Below are 13,860 nucleotides of genomic sequence, written 5' to 3'. Positions count from 1 at the left end.
TGCCCTTTACAGGATTAGTAGTAGCAGAAAAAGAGAAACAAACTTTTGTGGTTGCAGTTTTCCAAAAAAGTGGCGGACGGAAGTGAGAGAAAGTTTGCAGTCACGGAGAGCAAGTTTCTACCACGGTGCCAAAATCCGCAATTCTGCAGTTTTGCCCCTCGCGGGAAACTTGTTGGGGAGTGCCTTCCCCAAACCCTGCTCATGCGCCCTTACGGGCGAGAAAGGAGGTCACACCATGCGAAAGAAATACAACACGCCCCACCGCAGCCGCGTTGTGAAAACCCGGCTGTCCGAAGATGAGTATGCCGACTTCACAGCGCGGCTTGCGCCCTATGGTATCAGCCAGTCCGAATTTCTCCGGCAGGCGATACGGCGGGCGACCATACGCCCGGTTGTCCATGTGTCGTCGGTCAATGACGAGTTGCTTTCCGCTGTCGGGAAGCTGACAGCCGAGTACGGCAGGATCGGCGGCAACCTCAATCAGATTGCCCGGTATCTGAACGAATACGGCGTACCCTACAACACCCTTTCCGGCGAGGTACGCGCCGCCATATCCGACCTTGCCGTCCTCAAGTATGAAGTCCTCAAGAAAGTAGGTGACGCGGTTGGCAACACTCAAGCATATCAACTCTAAAAACGCCGACTACGGAGCCGCCGAGCAATATCTTCTCTTTGAGCATGACGAGTTTACCATGAAGCCCGTCCTTGATGAAACCGGCAGGCTTATCCCCCGCGAGGACTACCGGCTGTCCACGCTGAACTGCGACGGGGAGGATTTTGCCGTTGCGTGTATGCGGGCCAATCTCCGCTATCAGAAAAACCAGCGGCGGGAAGATGTGAAAAGCCACCACTACATCATCAGCTTTGACCCGCGGGACGGGCCGGACAACGGCCTGACCGTAGACCGGGCGCAGGCGTTGGGGGAACAATTCTGTAAAGAGCATTTTCCCGGCCACCAGGCCCTTGTCTGCACCCACCCGGACGGGCATAACCACAGCGGCAACATTCATGTGCATATCGTCATAAACAGCCTGCGGATTGAGGAAGTGCCGTTCCTGCCCTACATGGACAGGCCGGCCGATACGAAAGTCGGCTGCAAGCACCGATGTACCGACGCTGCCCTGCGCTACTTCAAATCCGAAGTCATGGAGATGTGCCACCGGGAGGGGCTTTATCAAATCGACCTCTTGAACGGCAGCAAGAACCGCGTCACCGACCGGGAGTATTGGGCGCAGAAAAAGGGACAGGCCGCGCTGGACAAGCAGAACGCCCCCATGATTGCCGATAGTATCACGCCCCGGCAGACCAAGTTTGAAACGAACAAGGAGAAGCTGCGGCAGACCCTACGGAAAGCCCTTGCCACCGCCGCCAGCTTTGACGAGTTTTCCTCTCTGTTGCTGCAGGAGGGTGTGACCGTCAAGGAGAGCCGGGGGCGGCTTTCCTACCTCACGCCGGACAGGACAAAGCCAATTACCGCCCGGAAGCTGGGCGACGATTTTGACCGCGCCGCTGTCTTTGCCGTTTTAGAGCAAAACGCCGCCAGAGCAGCCGAAGCGCCAGCCAGATCCCCCGATCCCCCACGCACCATAAAAGACCGCTTGCAGGTTGCCAGAGCCGAGATAGCCGCCCCGAAACAGGACGGAGTGCAGCGGCTTGTGGACATTGAGCAGAAAATGGCCGAGGGCAAAGGCCGGGGCTATGAACGCTGGGCGAAGATACACAATCTGAAGCAGGCCGCCAAAACGCTGTCCGTCTACCAGCAATACGGCTTTACTTCCCCGGAGCAGTTAGAAGCCGCCGTTGACACCGCCTATCAGAAAATGCGCCAGACCAGCGGCGAACTGAAAGCACTGGAAACGAAGCTGCAAGGGAAAAAGAAGTTGCAGCGGCAGGTGTTGGCCTACGCCCAGACCAAGGCCGCCCGCGACGGGCTGCGGGCACAGAAATCCGAGAAAGCCCGCGCCGCATACCGGCAGGCCCATGAGAGCGATTTTATCATAGCCGACGCAGCAGCCCGGTATTTCAAGGCGCATGGCATTACCAAGCTGCCCGCCCGGAAAGCGTTGCAGGCCGAGATCGAGCAGCTTATCTCCGAGAAAGACGGCCTGTATAACACCTATCACGAACAGAAACAGCGGTTCAAGGAGTTGCAGACCGTCAAGCGGAACATCGACCAGATTTTGCGCCGGGACGAGCCGCACCGCAGAAAGGAGCAGAGCCATGAGCGATAACCTGCCCCACATGGACTACCGCCAGCACCGGCGGGCGCGGCGGCTGGTACATGAGTGCTGTAACTACGATGAGGGGAACTGCCTGCTATTGGACGACGGGGAGCCTTGCGTGTGCGTCCAGAGCATTTCCTTTTCCCTCATGTGCCACTGGTTCCGTGTGGCTGTCCTGCCCCTTGACGGGGAGCTGGCCGCAGCCCTCTTGTGCCGGGGAAGCCGGAAACGGTGTGCCGTCTGCGGGGCGGCCTTTGTCCCCAAATCCAACCGGGGAAAATACTGCCCCGACTGCGCCGGGCGCATGAAGAAAATCAAAGCCGCCGAGAGAAAGCGGAAACAAAGGCAGAGATGTCACGCTTTAGAGCCTTTCAAACCCGCATAAATCAAGGCTTTTTTCGTGGGTGTCAAAGGGTACGCGATACATTTATCCTTTTCCCCCGGAAACGGCGTTTTAATGCGTGACAATACGCCAAAATCAACCCGAACACAGGGAGGTGATCCTATCGCTGATTATATCAGGGCAGACACGCGGCTGCCCGCCTATCTGCCGTATCCCCGTTTCCTGCTGAAAATGGAGATTTCACAGACCGCCAAGCTGCTGTATTCGCTGCTGTTAGACCGTTCCACCCTCTCCCAGAAAAACAAGTGGCTGGACGACGAGGGCAGGATTTATATTATCTATCCCATCGCGGAGATAGCAGAAATACTGGATAAAGGCAGCACCACCATCAAGGGGGCGCTTAATGAACTGGACACGGCGGGGCTGTTGGAACGGGAACGGGGCGGCTTCTCCGCACCGAACCGGCTTTATGTCAAAGTACCGCCAGTGCCACAGGTACAGTTTTCAGACCAACTGATGGCCGGAAGTCCGCCCCTCATAGAGCCGGAAAACCGTCCTACTGATGGTCAGAAAACCGACCTTATGATGGTCGGAAAACCGTCCCCTAACCAAACTACTATAAACAACCTTACAGAGAGCCAAACAAAGGGAGTGAGTGGGGGGCCGTCCGCGCCCTATGGCCGATATGGAAATATTTTTCTGTCACAGACCGAATACGACGAGTTGCAGGCAGAGTACCCTGACAGGCTGGAACGGTTCATCGAGGAAATGAGCCGCTACCTTGCCGCCAACGGGAAAAGCTACCAGAACTATGCCGCCGCCCTGCGGATATGGGCGGGGAACGACAAAAAGGAAGCCCCTAAAAAGGGCATACCAGACTACTCATGCAAGGAGGGCGAGAGTTTATGAAGAATGAAATCAACGCGGTTTTGGAGAATATGACGACCACCATCCCGGAGCCGGAGGACTACACCGGCGAGGACGGTTTACTGTACTGCGGCAAGTGCCGCAAGCCGAAAGAAGCCTATTTTGCGCCGGATAAGGCCGCTATCTTCGGGCGCGACCGCCACCCGGCAGAGTGCGACTGCCAGAGAACCGCCCGCGAGGAACGGGAAGCCGCCGAAAAGCGGCGCAGACACCTTGACACCGTGGAAGAACTGAAACGCCGGGGCTTTACCGACCCCACCATGCGGGACTGGACTTTCGAGAACGACAACGGCAGGAACCCGCAGACCGGGCTTGCCCGCCGGTATGTGGAGCATTGGGAAGATATGCGGACAGACAATATCGGCTGCCTGTTCTGGGGCGGCGTAGGCACCGGCAAAAGCTACCTTGCAGGCTGTATCGCAAACGCCCTCATGGAGAAAGAAATCCCCGTCCGCATGACGAACTTTGCTCTTATCCTCAATGACCTTGCCGCCAGCTTTGAGGGGCGCAACGAGTACATTTCCCGCCTTTGTCGTTATCCGCTGCTGATCCTTGACGACTTCGGCATGGAACGCGGGACGGAATACGGGCTGGAACAGGTGTTCAATGTGATTGACAGCCGTTACCGCAGCGGCAAGCCGCTGATCGTCACGACCAACCTTACGCTGGACGACCTGCACAACCCGGAGGACACCGCCCATTCCCGGATTTATGACCGCCTGCTTTCCATGTGCGTCCCGGTACGCTTTACCGGCGACAACTTCCGGCAGGAAACCGCCAAGCGGAAAATGGAGAGCATGAAGAAACTGATTACCGACTGAAAGGAGTATTGCCTATGGCAGATAACAAGCAGCACGACACCCGCACCACCCGCCGCCCTGACTGTGTGACGGAAATCCGCATGGGCAATTCCGTCCTTGTCGTGTCCGGCTATTTCAAGAAAGACACCACAACCACAGCCGCCGACAAAATGGCGCGGGTACTGGAAGCGGAAGCCGCTGCTACACAGGAGCCGACTTATCCGGCGTGAACCGGGGCATGGAAAAGCGGCCATGCCAGGGAGCATGACCGCTGGAACGAAAATCGGAAGTGCTTTAGCAATTCTTAATCTCATTCTCTATAAAATAATTTGCAATTTCAAAGGCTTTTATTCTTCTCTTTGCCAATGTGATTTGTGATTTATAACGCTCGGAATTATCCTTTGATTCAAATGTTTTTACTGTTTCTCTTAGCTTGTGCAGAGTTGAATCAATTTGCCTTTTGGCCGCGGTTAATTCATCTATTGTATACTTCATGTTTTCTCCTTTAACTTCTGATTTTTTTGTTAAATCAGAGTATACCACGGAGTTATGAACTTTTCTACTGCAAATATGGGACGACAACCCATACCATAAAAATCGGAAAATTGAAAAGCTGTAAAGAAGCAAATTTAACGCTTTTGCCGCTGTACAGCCCCCGCCGTTCCGTGGTACAATGAAACCACGGAATAGTGGGGCTGGCTGTCGGAAACGGAGGATTTTATGTTAAGACAAGCCACCCAAAACCTCATTACCGCCCTTTATCCGAGATTGTCCCACGAGGATGAATTGCAAGGCGAGAGTAATTCCATATCGAACCAAAAAAGGATACTCGAAACCTACGCAAAACAGAACGGCTTTACCAATCTGCGCTGGTACACCGACGACGGTTTTTCCGGCGCGAACTTCCAGCGGCCCGGATTTCAAGCCATGCTTGCGGACATTGAAGCCGGGAAAGTGGGTACGGTCATCGTCAAGGACATGAGCCGGTTAGGGCGAAACTACTTGCAGGTAGGGTTTTACACGGAAATGCTGTTCCCTCAAAAGGGTGTGCGTTTTATCGCTGTCAACGATAATGTGGACAGTGCCAGCGAGGGCATGGACAACGATTTTACCCCGCTGCGAAATCTGTTCAATGAATGGCTGGTGAGAGATACGAGCAAGAAAATCAAGGCAGTGAAAAAGTCAAAAGGCATGAGCGGCAAGCCTGTTACCAGCAAGCCGGTTTACGGCTATGTGATGGACGAGGACGAGAATTTTATTATAGACGAGGAAGCCGCCCCGGTGGTGCAGCAGATTTACCAGCTTTGCCTTGCCGGGAACGGCCCGACCAAGATTGCCCGTATGCTGACGGAGCAGCAAATCCCCACGCCGGGGACGCTGGAATATCAGCGGACAGGCAGCACCCGCCGTTATCACCCAGGCTATGAGTGCAAATGGGCGACCAACACCGTCGTTCATATCCTCGAAAACCGAGAGTACACCGGATGTCTGGTGAACTTCAAAACGGAAAAGCCTTCTTATAAGGTCAAGCACAGCATAGAGAACCCCGTCGAGAAGCAGGCCATTTTCGAGAACCACCATGAGCCGATCATCGACAAGGAAACATGGGAACGGGTGCAGGAGTTACGCAAACAGCGCAAACGCCCGAACCGCTACGATGAAGTGGGGCTGTTCTCCGGGATTTTGTTCTGCGCCGACTGCGGCCATGTGCTGTATCAGCAGCGGTATCAGAACAAAGACCGCAAACAGGACTGCTACATCTGCGGCAGCTACAAGAAGCGCACCCGCAACTGTACGGCGCACTTTATCCGCACCGATCTGTTGACCGCTGGTGTCCTGGCAAATCTCCGGCAAGTGACCGAATACGCAGCCAAGCATGAGAGCCGGTTTGTGAAACTACTTGTCCAGCAGAACGAGATCGGCGGCAAGCGAAAGACCGCCGCAGCCATCAAGCAGCTTGAACAGGCGCAGGAACGCATTTCTGAAATCAGCCGCATTATCAAGCGGCTGTATGAGGACAATGTAAACGGCAAAATCAGCGATGAGCGTTTCATGGAACTGTCGGCTGACTACGAAGCCGAGCAAGCGGAGCTGAAAAAGAGAGCCGCCGCCCTGCAAGCCGAACTGGACAAGTCACAGGCAGCTACCGTCAACGCCGAGAAATTTATGGGCATTGTCCGCAAGCACCTTGCCTTTGAAGAACTGACCCCCACTCTCTTGCGGGAAATGATCGAGAAAATTGTGGTGCATGAGTGCAGCTATGATGAGAACGGCACCCGCAGGCAGGACATTGAGATTTATTACAGCTTTGTCGGCAAGATTGACTTGCCCGAATAACCGCCCGACCTATCCGACACAATGGCCAAGTGTCGGATAGGAACGGCAAAATTTTTTGCACTTCTATTGCTTCTTTATCACACATAAGCAAATTCTCAGGGCTGTTCGCAATCAGACGGCTTGCGGGCGCTATTTAACCGGTACGACCTTGACCTGTGTATTGGCACGGATTTCCTGCAATTGATCCTCCGGCGCGCCGTCGTCGGTGATCAGGCAGTCGATATCCTTCCATTCGCAAAACTCCATAATGGCGCTTTTTTGGAACTTACTGCTGTCCGAAATGACGATGGTGCGTTTGCTGCGCTCCATCATGGCTTTTTTGACCTCCGCCTCGGCGTAAGAGGGGGTACAGGGGCCGCAGCGATGACTAAAGCCATCCGAGCCCAAGATGGCCAGGTCCACCCGCACCGAACTTAAGGCGTTCATAGTCCAAAGCCCCACCAGCGCCATGCTGGTTCCACGCATCTCGCCCCCTAAGGAGAGGACGGTATTGTCGGTCCCTGAGAGCAGCGGCGGCAGGTTGGCGGAATTGGTGATGACGGTGATACCTTTTTTAATGGTCAGAAGCTTGGCCAATTGAAAGGTGGTGCTGCCAGAATCGAGCATGATGACGCTGTTGTCATCAATCATCTCCAGCGCAGCCTTAGCTACCGTGGATTTGAGCTCCATGTTTTCCATGAACTTTTCAGAGAGCGGCCGCTCCAGCAGCTCGCTGGCCGCGATGGCGCCGCCGTGGCTCTTGCGGGCCACGCCCTGATTTTCCAAATAAATCAGATCCTTGCGTATCGTCTCCGTCGAAACGTCAAACATTTCGGCCAGCTCCCCGACCCGGACGCTTCCCTCAAATACCAGCATTTGGGCCAGTTTGTTCCTTCTCTCCGCAGTTAACGCATTCGACACGATAGCCTCCCAACCTTTCCCAACCTTATTTTATATTATTTCCTATTTTAACATTGGCTTTCCTTAGTGTCAATCCATGTCCTGATTTTTTCTTTTCTCCCTCTCAAAAAGGGCACTTTTTCGGTAACTCTTGCCCTTTTTTTGATCGGAAGACGAATGCACCCACCCCGCCGCCATACCCGCCAAAGGCGGATCTGTCCCCCTATCCAATCGTACCAAATAGGACAATCAATCCAAACTTTTTACAGGAAACTTGTGGAGAATTACGCCTTGTCCCTCCTCGTTTTTCATGATAATATGAGATGTATATTAAAATTTTTAGGCATTTTTGTTCTGGAGGGAGGCGTTCTAAGGAAGAAGAAGTCGTAATGACAACGGATCACAAGGAAAAAGAAGAGAAGAGAAAGAAGAATTTGGAGGACTTTGAGCATGACGACCTATGTTAACCCAAAGACATGGCGCAGAAAAGCGGTTGCGCTTCTTTGTGTCTTTGTTTTGGTCATCACCGGGCTGATTCCCACCACCGGTGTGACTACCGCTTTCGCGGCCGGAACGGTCAGCGATATTCCCATCGACCAGTTTACGGGCAATCCCACCGACACCGGCAGCGGTTTCGAGCTTTCCAAGGCGGACCACGGTGACAACCACGCGGTTTCCAATACCCAAGCGATCGCGTTTCGCTGGGAAGCCGACGTCACCATCCCCGACGACCCCGAGGGCAACGCCCTTTTGACCTTCGGTATCAAAAACCGGGACAATGTGGGCGCCGGCAAATGGTACGGCGTTTGCATCAACCGCAACCGTGACGGTGATTTTGGATACAAAATCCGCATCTTTGACGTCAACGGCAGCGGTATCAACGAAAAAGCGGATACCACGCCCGAACAGCGCGCCAAGACGACCTTCCATTATAAAGTGACCGTCGACGCTTCCAAGACCATCCGGTTCTATCTGGACAACGAAATGGTGTTGGAAGTGCAAGACCCCACCTGGGACGGCGGCTATGTGGGTCTGCTCTCCTGGAATGCCAAAGTAGTCTTCAACAATATCGAGTTTGAAGACTATAACAAGGACATTTCGATGAGCGACTATCTGCTGGGCAAAGAAGCCCAGAACGCGGGCTGCACCATCACCGAAGAGGACGGCGGCATCGTCCTGTCCAAACGGGACGGCGGCGACAACCACGCCACCTCCAGCGTCCAGGCTGAGACCTTCACCTACGAGGCGGACGCGGAAATCCTGGATGGTTCCAATCCGTTGCTCACCTTCGGCGTCTCCAACCGGGAAGATCCGACGGCAGCCCCCTGGTACGGCATCTGCCCCAACCGGAACGGCAGTCCCTGGGGCGGCGAGGCCCGTCTCTTTAAAGTGGTGCCCGGCCAGCCTCTTGCCATCGATGAGCATATCCCCATGACGGCGGAACAAATTTCTTCCAACAAATTCCACCTCAAGGTAACGGTGGACTCCCAGAAAGTAATCCGCTTCTATTTGGACGGCGAAAAGGTCATCCAGTACAAAGATGACAACTGGGCCGGCGGCTATATTGGCCTGCTCTCCTGGAACGCCAAAGTCAAGTTTACCAATATTAAGCTCACCGTCGGTGAACCGGTCCCCGACGCGGAATCCGGCAACTTTAACACCAATCTGACCAACCTTCACGGCATCGGCGGCACCTGGACTGAGGTGGCCGACGGCTTTAAAGGCCGGGGCAGCGGCGACTGCTTCGCCATGAGCGACACCACCGCCACCGACTTTATCTATGAGGCGAAGGTCAACGTCAAATCCGGCGACGCGGCTTCCCTGGTCTTCGGCGCGAAAGACGCCCCCAAGGGAAACGGCGGTGGCTCTTATATCGCCAACGTGGATCTGGGCAGCAGCAAGAATGCCCGTATCTTTAAATTCGTCGGCGGCAACGCCATCGATCTTATCAACTACTCCCTGCCCGATCCCAGCCTGCGCGAGTACACGTTGCGGGTCGAATCCATCGGCGGTAAAATGAGTTACTATGTCAACGGGGCCCTGGCGGGTACCTGTGTGGACACCTCCTACCCAAGCGGCAAGCTGGGACTGCTCATCTGCAATTCCACTTCCGTCTTCCAGGACGTTCTCTACACCCCCGTGGACGCCAATACTGTAAAACTGAGCGGTCTTTCCGTCACCGGCGTCAAGGAAATGATTCCCGCCACTTTTGACGCGAATACTTATGCCTACACGGCCTCCGTTCCCTATGCCACCGAAAAAATCACCGTGACCCCGTCGGCCGCCGACGGCGTCAACATGACCATGGCTGTCTTTAATAAGAAGACCGGCGAGCAGACCCTTTCCGTCGACAATGTCAGCGGCGCGGTGGAAGTTTCTCTGGCGGAGGGCGAAAACACTCTGCAGATCTCCACCGAAAAGGACGGGAAGAGCGGTATCACCACCACCCTGACTGTCAAAAGGGAGATCAACCCCGAAAATTACTACAAAGAGCCTTACCGTCCTCAGTACCACATCACTCCCGAGGTCAACTGGCTCAACGACCCCAACGGCCTTGTCTACTACGACGGCGAATATCACGTTTTCTATCAGTATAACCCGGACACCAAGTTCCCCCACGACGTCAAACACTGGGCCCATGTGGTTTCCACCGACCTGGTCCACTGGGAACAGCTTCCCGTTGCCCTCTCCCCGGACGAATACGGCAACATCTGGTCCGGCTCCTGTGTGGTGGATAAAAACAACACCTCCGGTTTCTTTACCGGCAACCGGGACAAAAACGGCAATCTCAAGGAAGAAGGCATGGTTGCTTTCTACACCTGCACGGACCCGAGTGTGCGGCAGCAGCAGTCCATGGCTTATTCCAAAGATAACGGCCGCACCTGGATCAAATACCAGGACGGCGAACCCTTCCTCAAATCCGCCGACGATCCTTTGAACGACGGCAACTTCCGCGACCCGAAGGTCTTCTGGCATGAGGAGAGCAACCAGTGGATGATGATCATCGCCGGCGGCCCGGCCCGGTTCTATTCCTCCAAGGACCTTAAGACCTGGAAGTTTGAGACCGGTTATCGCAACGGTTACGAGCAATACCGTCCGACCGGCACACCCGAAATCTACTCTGAATGCGCCGACTTCTACAAAATGCCCATCGAAGGCCAGCCCGGTAAATACAAATGGATTTACAGCGCTGCCGGTGAATGGTACATGATCGGCGATTTCAAGCAGGACGATCAGGGCAGATGGGGCTTCTTCCCCGATACCAACGAGCGTTATCGCTTTGGCTTCGCCCCCGACATCTACGCGGGCGTCACCTTCAATAACCTCGACCGCCGGATCATGGTCCAGTGGATGACCAATATCGGATATGCATCCGATCCCGGCCATATCACAGACCCCTGGAACGGCGCGCTGACCCTCCCGTATGAACTCAAGCTCGTCGACATCGGCAACAGCCAGCTGCGGATCGTCCAGGACGCCGTTCCTGAGATGGATTCCCTGCGCACCGATGTGTCCTACAACTTTAACCATGTGGAAGTCTCCCCCGAGACGCCCAACATCCTCAGCGACATCCAGCTGGACAAAGGTGAATTTGACGCCGTCATCGATCTTGGCACCGCATCGGAAGTGGGCTTTAAGCTGCGCACCGGCAACGGCCAGCAGACGGTGGTCAAATATGACGTAAACACCCAGAATCTGACCATCGACCGTTCCAAATCCGGCAAAAACCCCAACGACCGCTTTGCCAGCGCCTATTCCACCAAGGTGGCGCCCGTCGACGGCAAGATTGATCTGCACATGTTCCTCGACTGGTCCTCTCTGGAAGTCTTCGGCATGGGCGGACAGGCTTGCGGCACTGCCCTCATCTTCCCCGATCCCGACAGCGTGGGCATGGAATTTTACGCCAAGGGCGGCACCGCCACCGTCGAATCCCTGGACATCTATGAGCTGGGTACCGTCTTTGGTGCCAGCAAGCCCGTGGGCGACGCCACCGCCATCACCCTTTCCACTCCCAAGAACGCCATGGAAGTTGGCGAGCAATTCACTATCACCGCGGTTCCCACCCCGGTAGGAGCAAATATGGGCGAAATTACATGGGATATTCCGTCCAACCTGGAAATCGTGAGCAAGGGCGAGAGATCCATCGTGGTCAAAGCGCTCCAGACCGGCGAGTACGCGATTACCGCCAACGCTGGAGGATTGACGGACACGATGAATGTCAGCGTCATTGAAAAGCAGTTTAGAACCAATCTGGAGGACTGGGTGGTCCTGGGCGGCAGCTGGGAGACCACGGCCGACGGCTATCAGGGAACCAGCGGCGGCAACGGCCCCACCTTCTCCCAGACCAAAGCCTCCGACTTTGTCTACGAAGGCACCTTTACCTATAAGAACAGCGACGTGGGCGGCGCCTTCCTCTTTAGGGCCACCGACGACTATTCCACCTATTACTCTTTGGACATCTGCGAGCGCAACCATAACGCCCGCATCCTCAAGTTTAACCGCAATCCCCAGACCGGGTCCTCCACCGATGTGACCCTGGGCAAAGCCTACACCCTGCCCATCGCCGACGACCACACCTACCAGGTCAAAATCGAGGCCAAGGGCGAGAACATCAAGGCTTACATCAACGGCGAGCTGGCTGTCGAGGTCAACGACGCCTCTTCCCTCTCCGGCAAGTTCGGTCTCAACGTCTGCGACATCACCGGCGCGTTCCAGGATGTCTATTATCAGAGCGCGGCCGCTATGAGCGACCTGAGCGTTTCTTCCGGTTCTCTCAACCCGGTCTTTAGCCCGGACGTCAAGGAGTACACCGTCAATGTGGAGAACGCGGTGGATTCCATCCAGCTCACTCCCACCCTGCCCGACGGCGTCAAAGCTGTAATCGGCGGCAAGGAAGTGGCAAGTGGCGCGGCCTCCGAAAACATCGCGCTGGATATCGGCGAAAACAAAATCACCATTTCCCTCACCGGCGCTATGGATACCAACGATACCTATACCGTAACGGTCATCCGCGCTGAAAAGGGCACCGATCCCGAGCCCAACGATCCGGCCCTCACCGGACTGGAGCTCTCCAAGGGTACTCTGTCCCCGGCCTTCGCCTCCGGTGTCCTCAACTACACCGCCAGCGTGGACAACACCGTCAGCTCCGTCAAGGTCAAAGCCTTCTTTGCCGACGAGTTCACCGCCACCATTCAGGACAAGGATGCCCAGAGCGGCGCTTATTCCGACCCGATCAACCTGAACGTGGGCGAGAATACCGTCACCGTGAAGGTGAAAAATGCAATCGGCAAGGAAGCGGTTTATACCATCGTCATCACCCGCAAGGAAGCGGGCTCCACCACCAAACCGGACGGCAAGCCCTCCATCCCGGGCGGCTCCGGCTCCGATTGGAAATGGCCGGATTCCACCGGTAAGAACGATGGCAAAGTCAACCCCAACTCCGGCGACACTTCCGCGCTGCCCATCGCCCTGGCACTGCTCACCGCAGGCGCCGCAGGGGTTGTGGTCTTCTCCCGCAAAAAGCGCAAATAATATCGCGTAGAAAGCACAGCGCGCAAAGCACACGCCCCTCAGCGCATTCGGTTGCGGCGGGACAGTAGAATTATTGCCGTCCGCTACCAACCCGCGAATGACTGTATCTCTGAAATACTGACGCGACAAAATTAAAAGGACCGGCCCCATGGGCCGGTCCTTTTTTCATCGCTATTGATTGCCGGGACACATTCCGCCGCGGCAAAAAACTTTTACGCTGGCTGCGCCTTTTCTCCTGCTGGCTGTCCCGCCTTTCTCTGCCAAAGCAAATTGAGGACAAACAGCGCCACACTCAAAAGGAATCCCACATAAAACTCAGGGTACGCCATCTCGAAGCTCTCGACGATACTCCATGCTCCGCTGATTGTTTCGATATGCCAGGTGAGGAAATAGAATAGCTCCATCACCAGCAGTAGGCCGCTGCCGGCCACCGTCATGAAAAAGCGAAGCGGGTTTCGCGGCATCCATATGCCAAAGATGAGGAGAACCAGGGCAAAAATCGTCGCCGGATTTTTTAATACGAGAAGTCCTGAAATTTCCTGCACGCCTCTCGCGCCGCCAAACCAGCTCAAAAACATGGAACCGATGCACAGCGCCGCCAGGAGAGTGACACACCATTTCTTTGTTTGGTTCATTTGACTGCTCCTTCCCCATAATTACTGTTTTTATTCTACTCTTCCTCGCCGGCAAATGCAACCGCCGGGCCGCTTTCCTTTTCTTGATGGGATTCTTATCGGGTTTTCTTGACAGCGCGAAAAAAAACTGCTACGCTTATTCTATCTATTTTTAAATAAAGCATGCTGCCGGGCCCGGACCGTAC

General features: G+C 55.1%; 11 protein-coding genes. 8 read left to right on the top strand and 3 right to left on the bottom strand.

From position 1 onward, the window contains the following. Positions 1–235: 235 nt before the first annotated feature. From H8709_RS10305 to H8709_RS10280, 6 genes are read left to right on the top strand one after another with little or no spacing between them, the layout of a single operon-like run. A complete protein-coding gene (locus tag H8709_RS10305; RefSeq protein WP_002596229.1) occupies positions 236–634 on the top strand; it encodes a plasmid mobilization protein in 399 nt (132 codons plus the stop codon). Further along, entirely contained in the window at positions 606–2,231 is a 1,626-nt protein-coding gene (locus H8709_RS10300; protein WP_002596230.1) for a relaxase/mobilization nuclease domain-containing protein, read from the top strand. The genes H8709_RS10305 and H8709_RS10300 overlap by 29 nt, the downstream gene beginning before the upstream one ends. Then, complete coding sequence (locus H8709_RS10295) at positions 2,221–2,607, top strand: cysteine-rich VLP domain-containing protein (RefSeq protein ID WP_002596231.1); 387 nt, start codon at positions 2,221–2,223, stop codon at positions 2,605–2,607. Before H8709_RS10300 ends, H8709_RS10295 begins: the two co-directional genes overlap by 11 nt. Positions 2,608–2,622: 15 nt before the next feature. Continuing rightward, positions 2,623–3,474, top strand: coding sequence for a replication initiator protein A (locus tag H8709_RS10290; protein ID WP_002596232.1), 852 nt, complete (start codon positions 2,623–2,625; stop codon positions 3,472–3,474). Beyond that, complete coding sequence (locus H8709_RS10285) at positions 3,471–4,313, top strand: ATP-binding protein (RefSeq protein WP_002596233.1); 843 nt, start codon at positions 3,471–3,473, stop codon at positions 4,311–4,313. The genes H8709_RS10290 and H8709_RS10285 overlap by 4 nt, the downstream gene beginning before the upstream one ends. Positions 4,314–4,327: 14 nt before the next feature. Further along, positions 4,328–4,522, top strand: coding sequence for a transposon-encoded TnpW family protein (locus H8709_RS10280; protein WP_002596234.1), 195 nt, complete (start codon positions 4,328–4,330; stop codon positions 4,520–4,522). A 64-nt stretch (positions 4,523–4,586) separates the two neighbouring features. On the opposite strand, the gene H8709_RS10275 is transcribed toward H8709_RS10280, so the two are convergent. Next, positions 4,587–4,787 (bottom strand): hypothetical protein, encoded by a 201-nt coding sequence (locus H8709_RS10275; protein ID WP_002596235.1) that lies wholly within the window; start codon positions 4,785–4,787, stop codon positions 4,587–4,589. A gap of 225 nt (positions 4,788–5,012) precedes the next feature. Between H8709_RS10275 and H8709_RS10270 the strand changes: the two genes are divergently transcribed. After that, complete coding sequence (locus H8709_RS10270) at positions 5,013–6,629, top strand: recombinase family protein (protein WP_002596236.1); 1,617 nt, start codon at positions 5,013–5,015, stop codon at positions 6,627–6,629. Between the two features lie 129 nt (positions 6,630–6,758). Here the strand turns inward: H8709_RS10270 and H8709_RS10265 are convergent, their stop codons facing one another. Then, positions 6,759–7,529 (bottom strand): DeoR/GlpR family DNA-binding transcription regulator, encoded by a 771-nt coding sequence (locus tag H8709_RS10265; RefSeq protein ID WP_262398292.1) that lies wholly within the window; start codon positions 7,527–7,529, stop codon positions 6,759–6,761. 429 nt (positions 7,530–7,958) lie between these two features. Between H8709_RS10265 and H8709_RS10260 the strand changes: the two genes are divergently transcribed. Then, complete coding sequence (locus H8709_RS10260; protein WP_262398291.1) at positions 7,959–13,040, top strand: cadherin-like beta sandwich domain-containing protein; 5,082 nt, start codon at positions 7,959–7,961, stop codon at positions 13,038–13,040. Between the two features lie 212 nt (positions 13,041–13,252). Here H8709_RS10260 and H8709_RS10255 read toward each other — a convergent pair whose 3' ends face one another. Continuing rightward, positions 13,253–13,675 (bottom strand): hypothetical protein, encoded by a 423-nt coding sequence (locus H8709_RS10255; RefSeq protein ID WP_262398290.1) that lies wholly within the window; start codon positions 13,673–13,675, stop codon positions 13,253–13,255. Positions 13,676–13,860: the final 185 nt, after the last annotated feature.

This window comes from Zongyangia hominis (genome assembly GCF_014385095.1).
Lineage (GTDB): Bacteria > Bacillota > Clostridia > Oscillospirales > Ruminococcaceae > Zongyangia > Zongyangia hominis.
Note: the sequence above shows the minus strand (reverse complement) of the source record. Positions and strands in the feature narration are given on the sequence as shown.

Bases quoted from the DNA above. Each gene is read 5' to 3' on its own strand.
- H8709_RS10255 (WP_262398290.1), bottom strand. From the start codon at position 13,675: ATGAACCAAACAAAGAAATGGTGTGTCACTCTCCTGGCGGCGCTGTGC.
- H8709_RS10285 (WP_002596233.1), top strand. From the start codon at position 3,471: ATGAAGAATGAAATCAACGCGGTTTTGGAGAATATGACGACCACCATC.
- H8709_RS10295 (WP_002596231.1), top strand. From the start codon at position 2,221: ATGAGCGATAACCTGCCCCACATGGACTACCGCCAGCACCGGCGGGCG.
- H8709_RS10275 (WP_002596235.1), bottom strand. From the start codon at position 4,787: ATGAAGTATACAATAGATGAATTAACCGCGGCCAAAAGGCAAATTGAT.
- H8709_RS10260 (WP_262398291.1), top strand. From the start codon at position 7,959: ATGACGACCTATGTTAACCCAAAGACATGGCGCAGAAAAGCGGTTGCG.
- H8709_RS10270 (WP_002596236.1), top strand. From the start codon at position 5,013: ATGTTAAGACAAGCCACCCAAAACCTCATTACCGCCCTTTATCCGAGA.
- H8709_RS10305 (WP_002596229.1), top strand. From the start codon at position 236: ATGCGAAAGAAATACAACACGCCCCACCGCAGCCGCGTTGTGAAAACC.
- H8709_RS10280 (WP_002596234.1), top strand. From the start codon at position 4,328: ATGGCAGATAACAAGCAGCACGACACCCGCACCACCCGCCGCCCTGAC.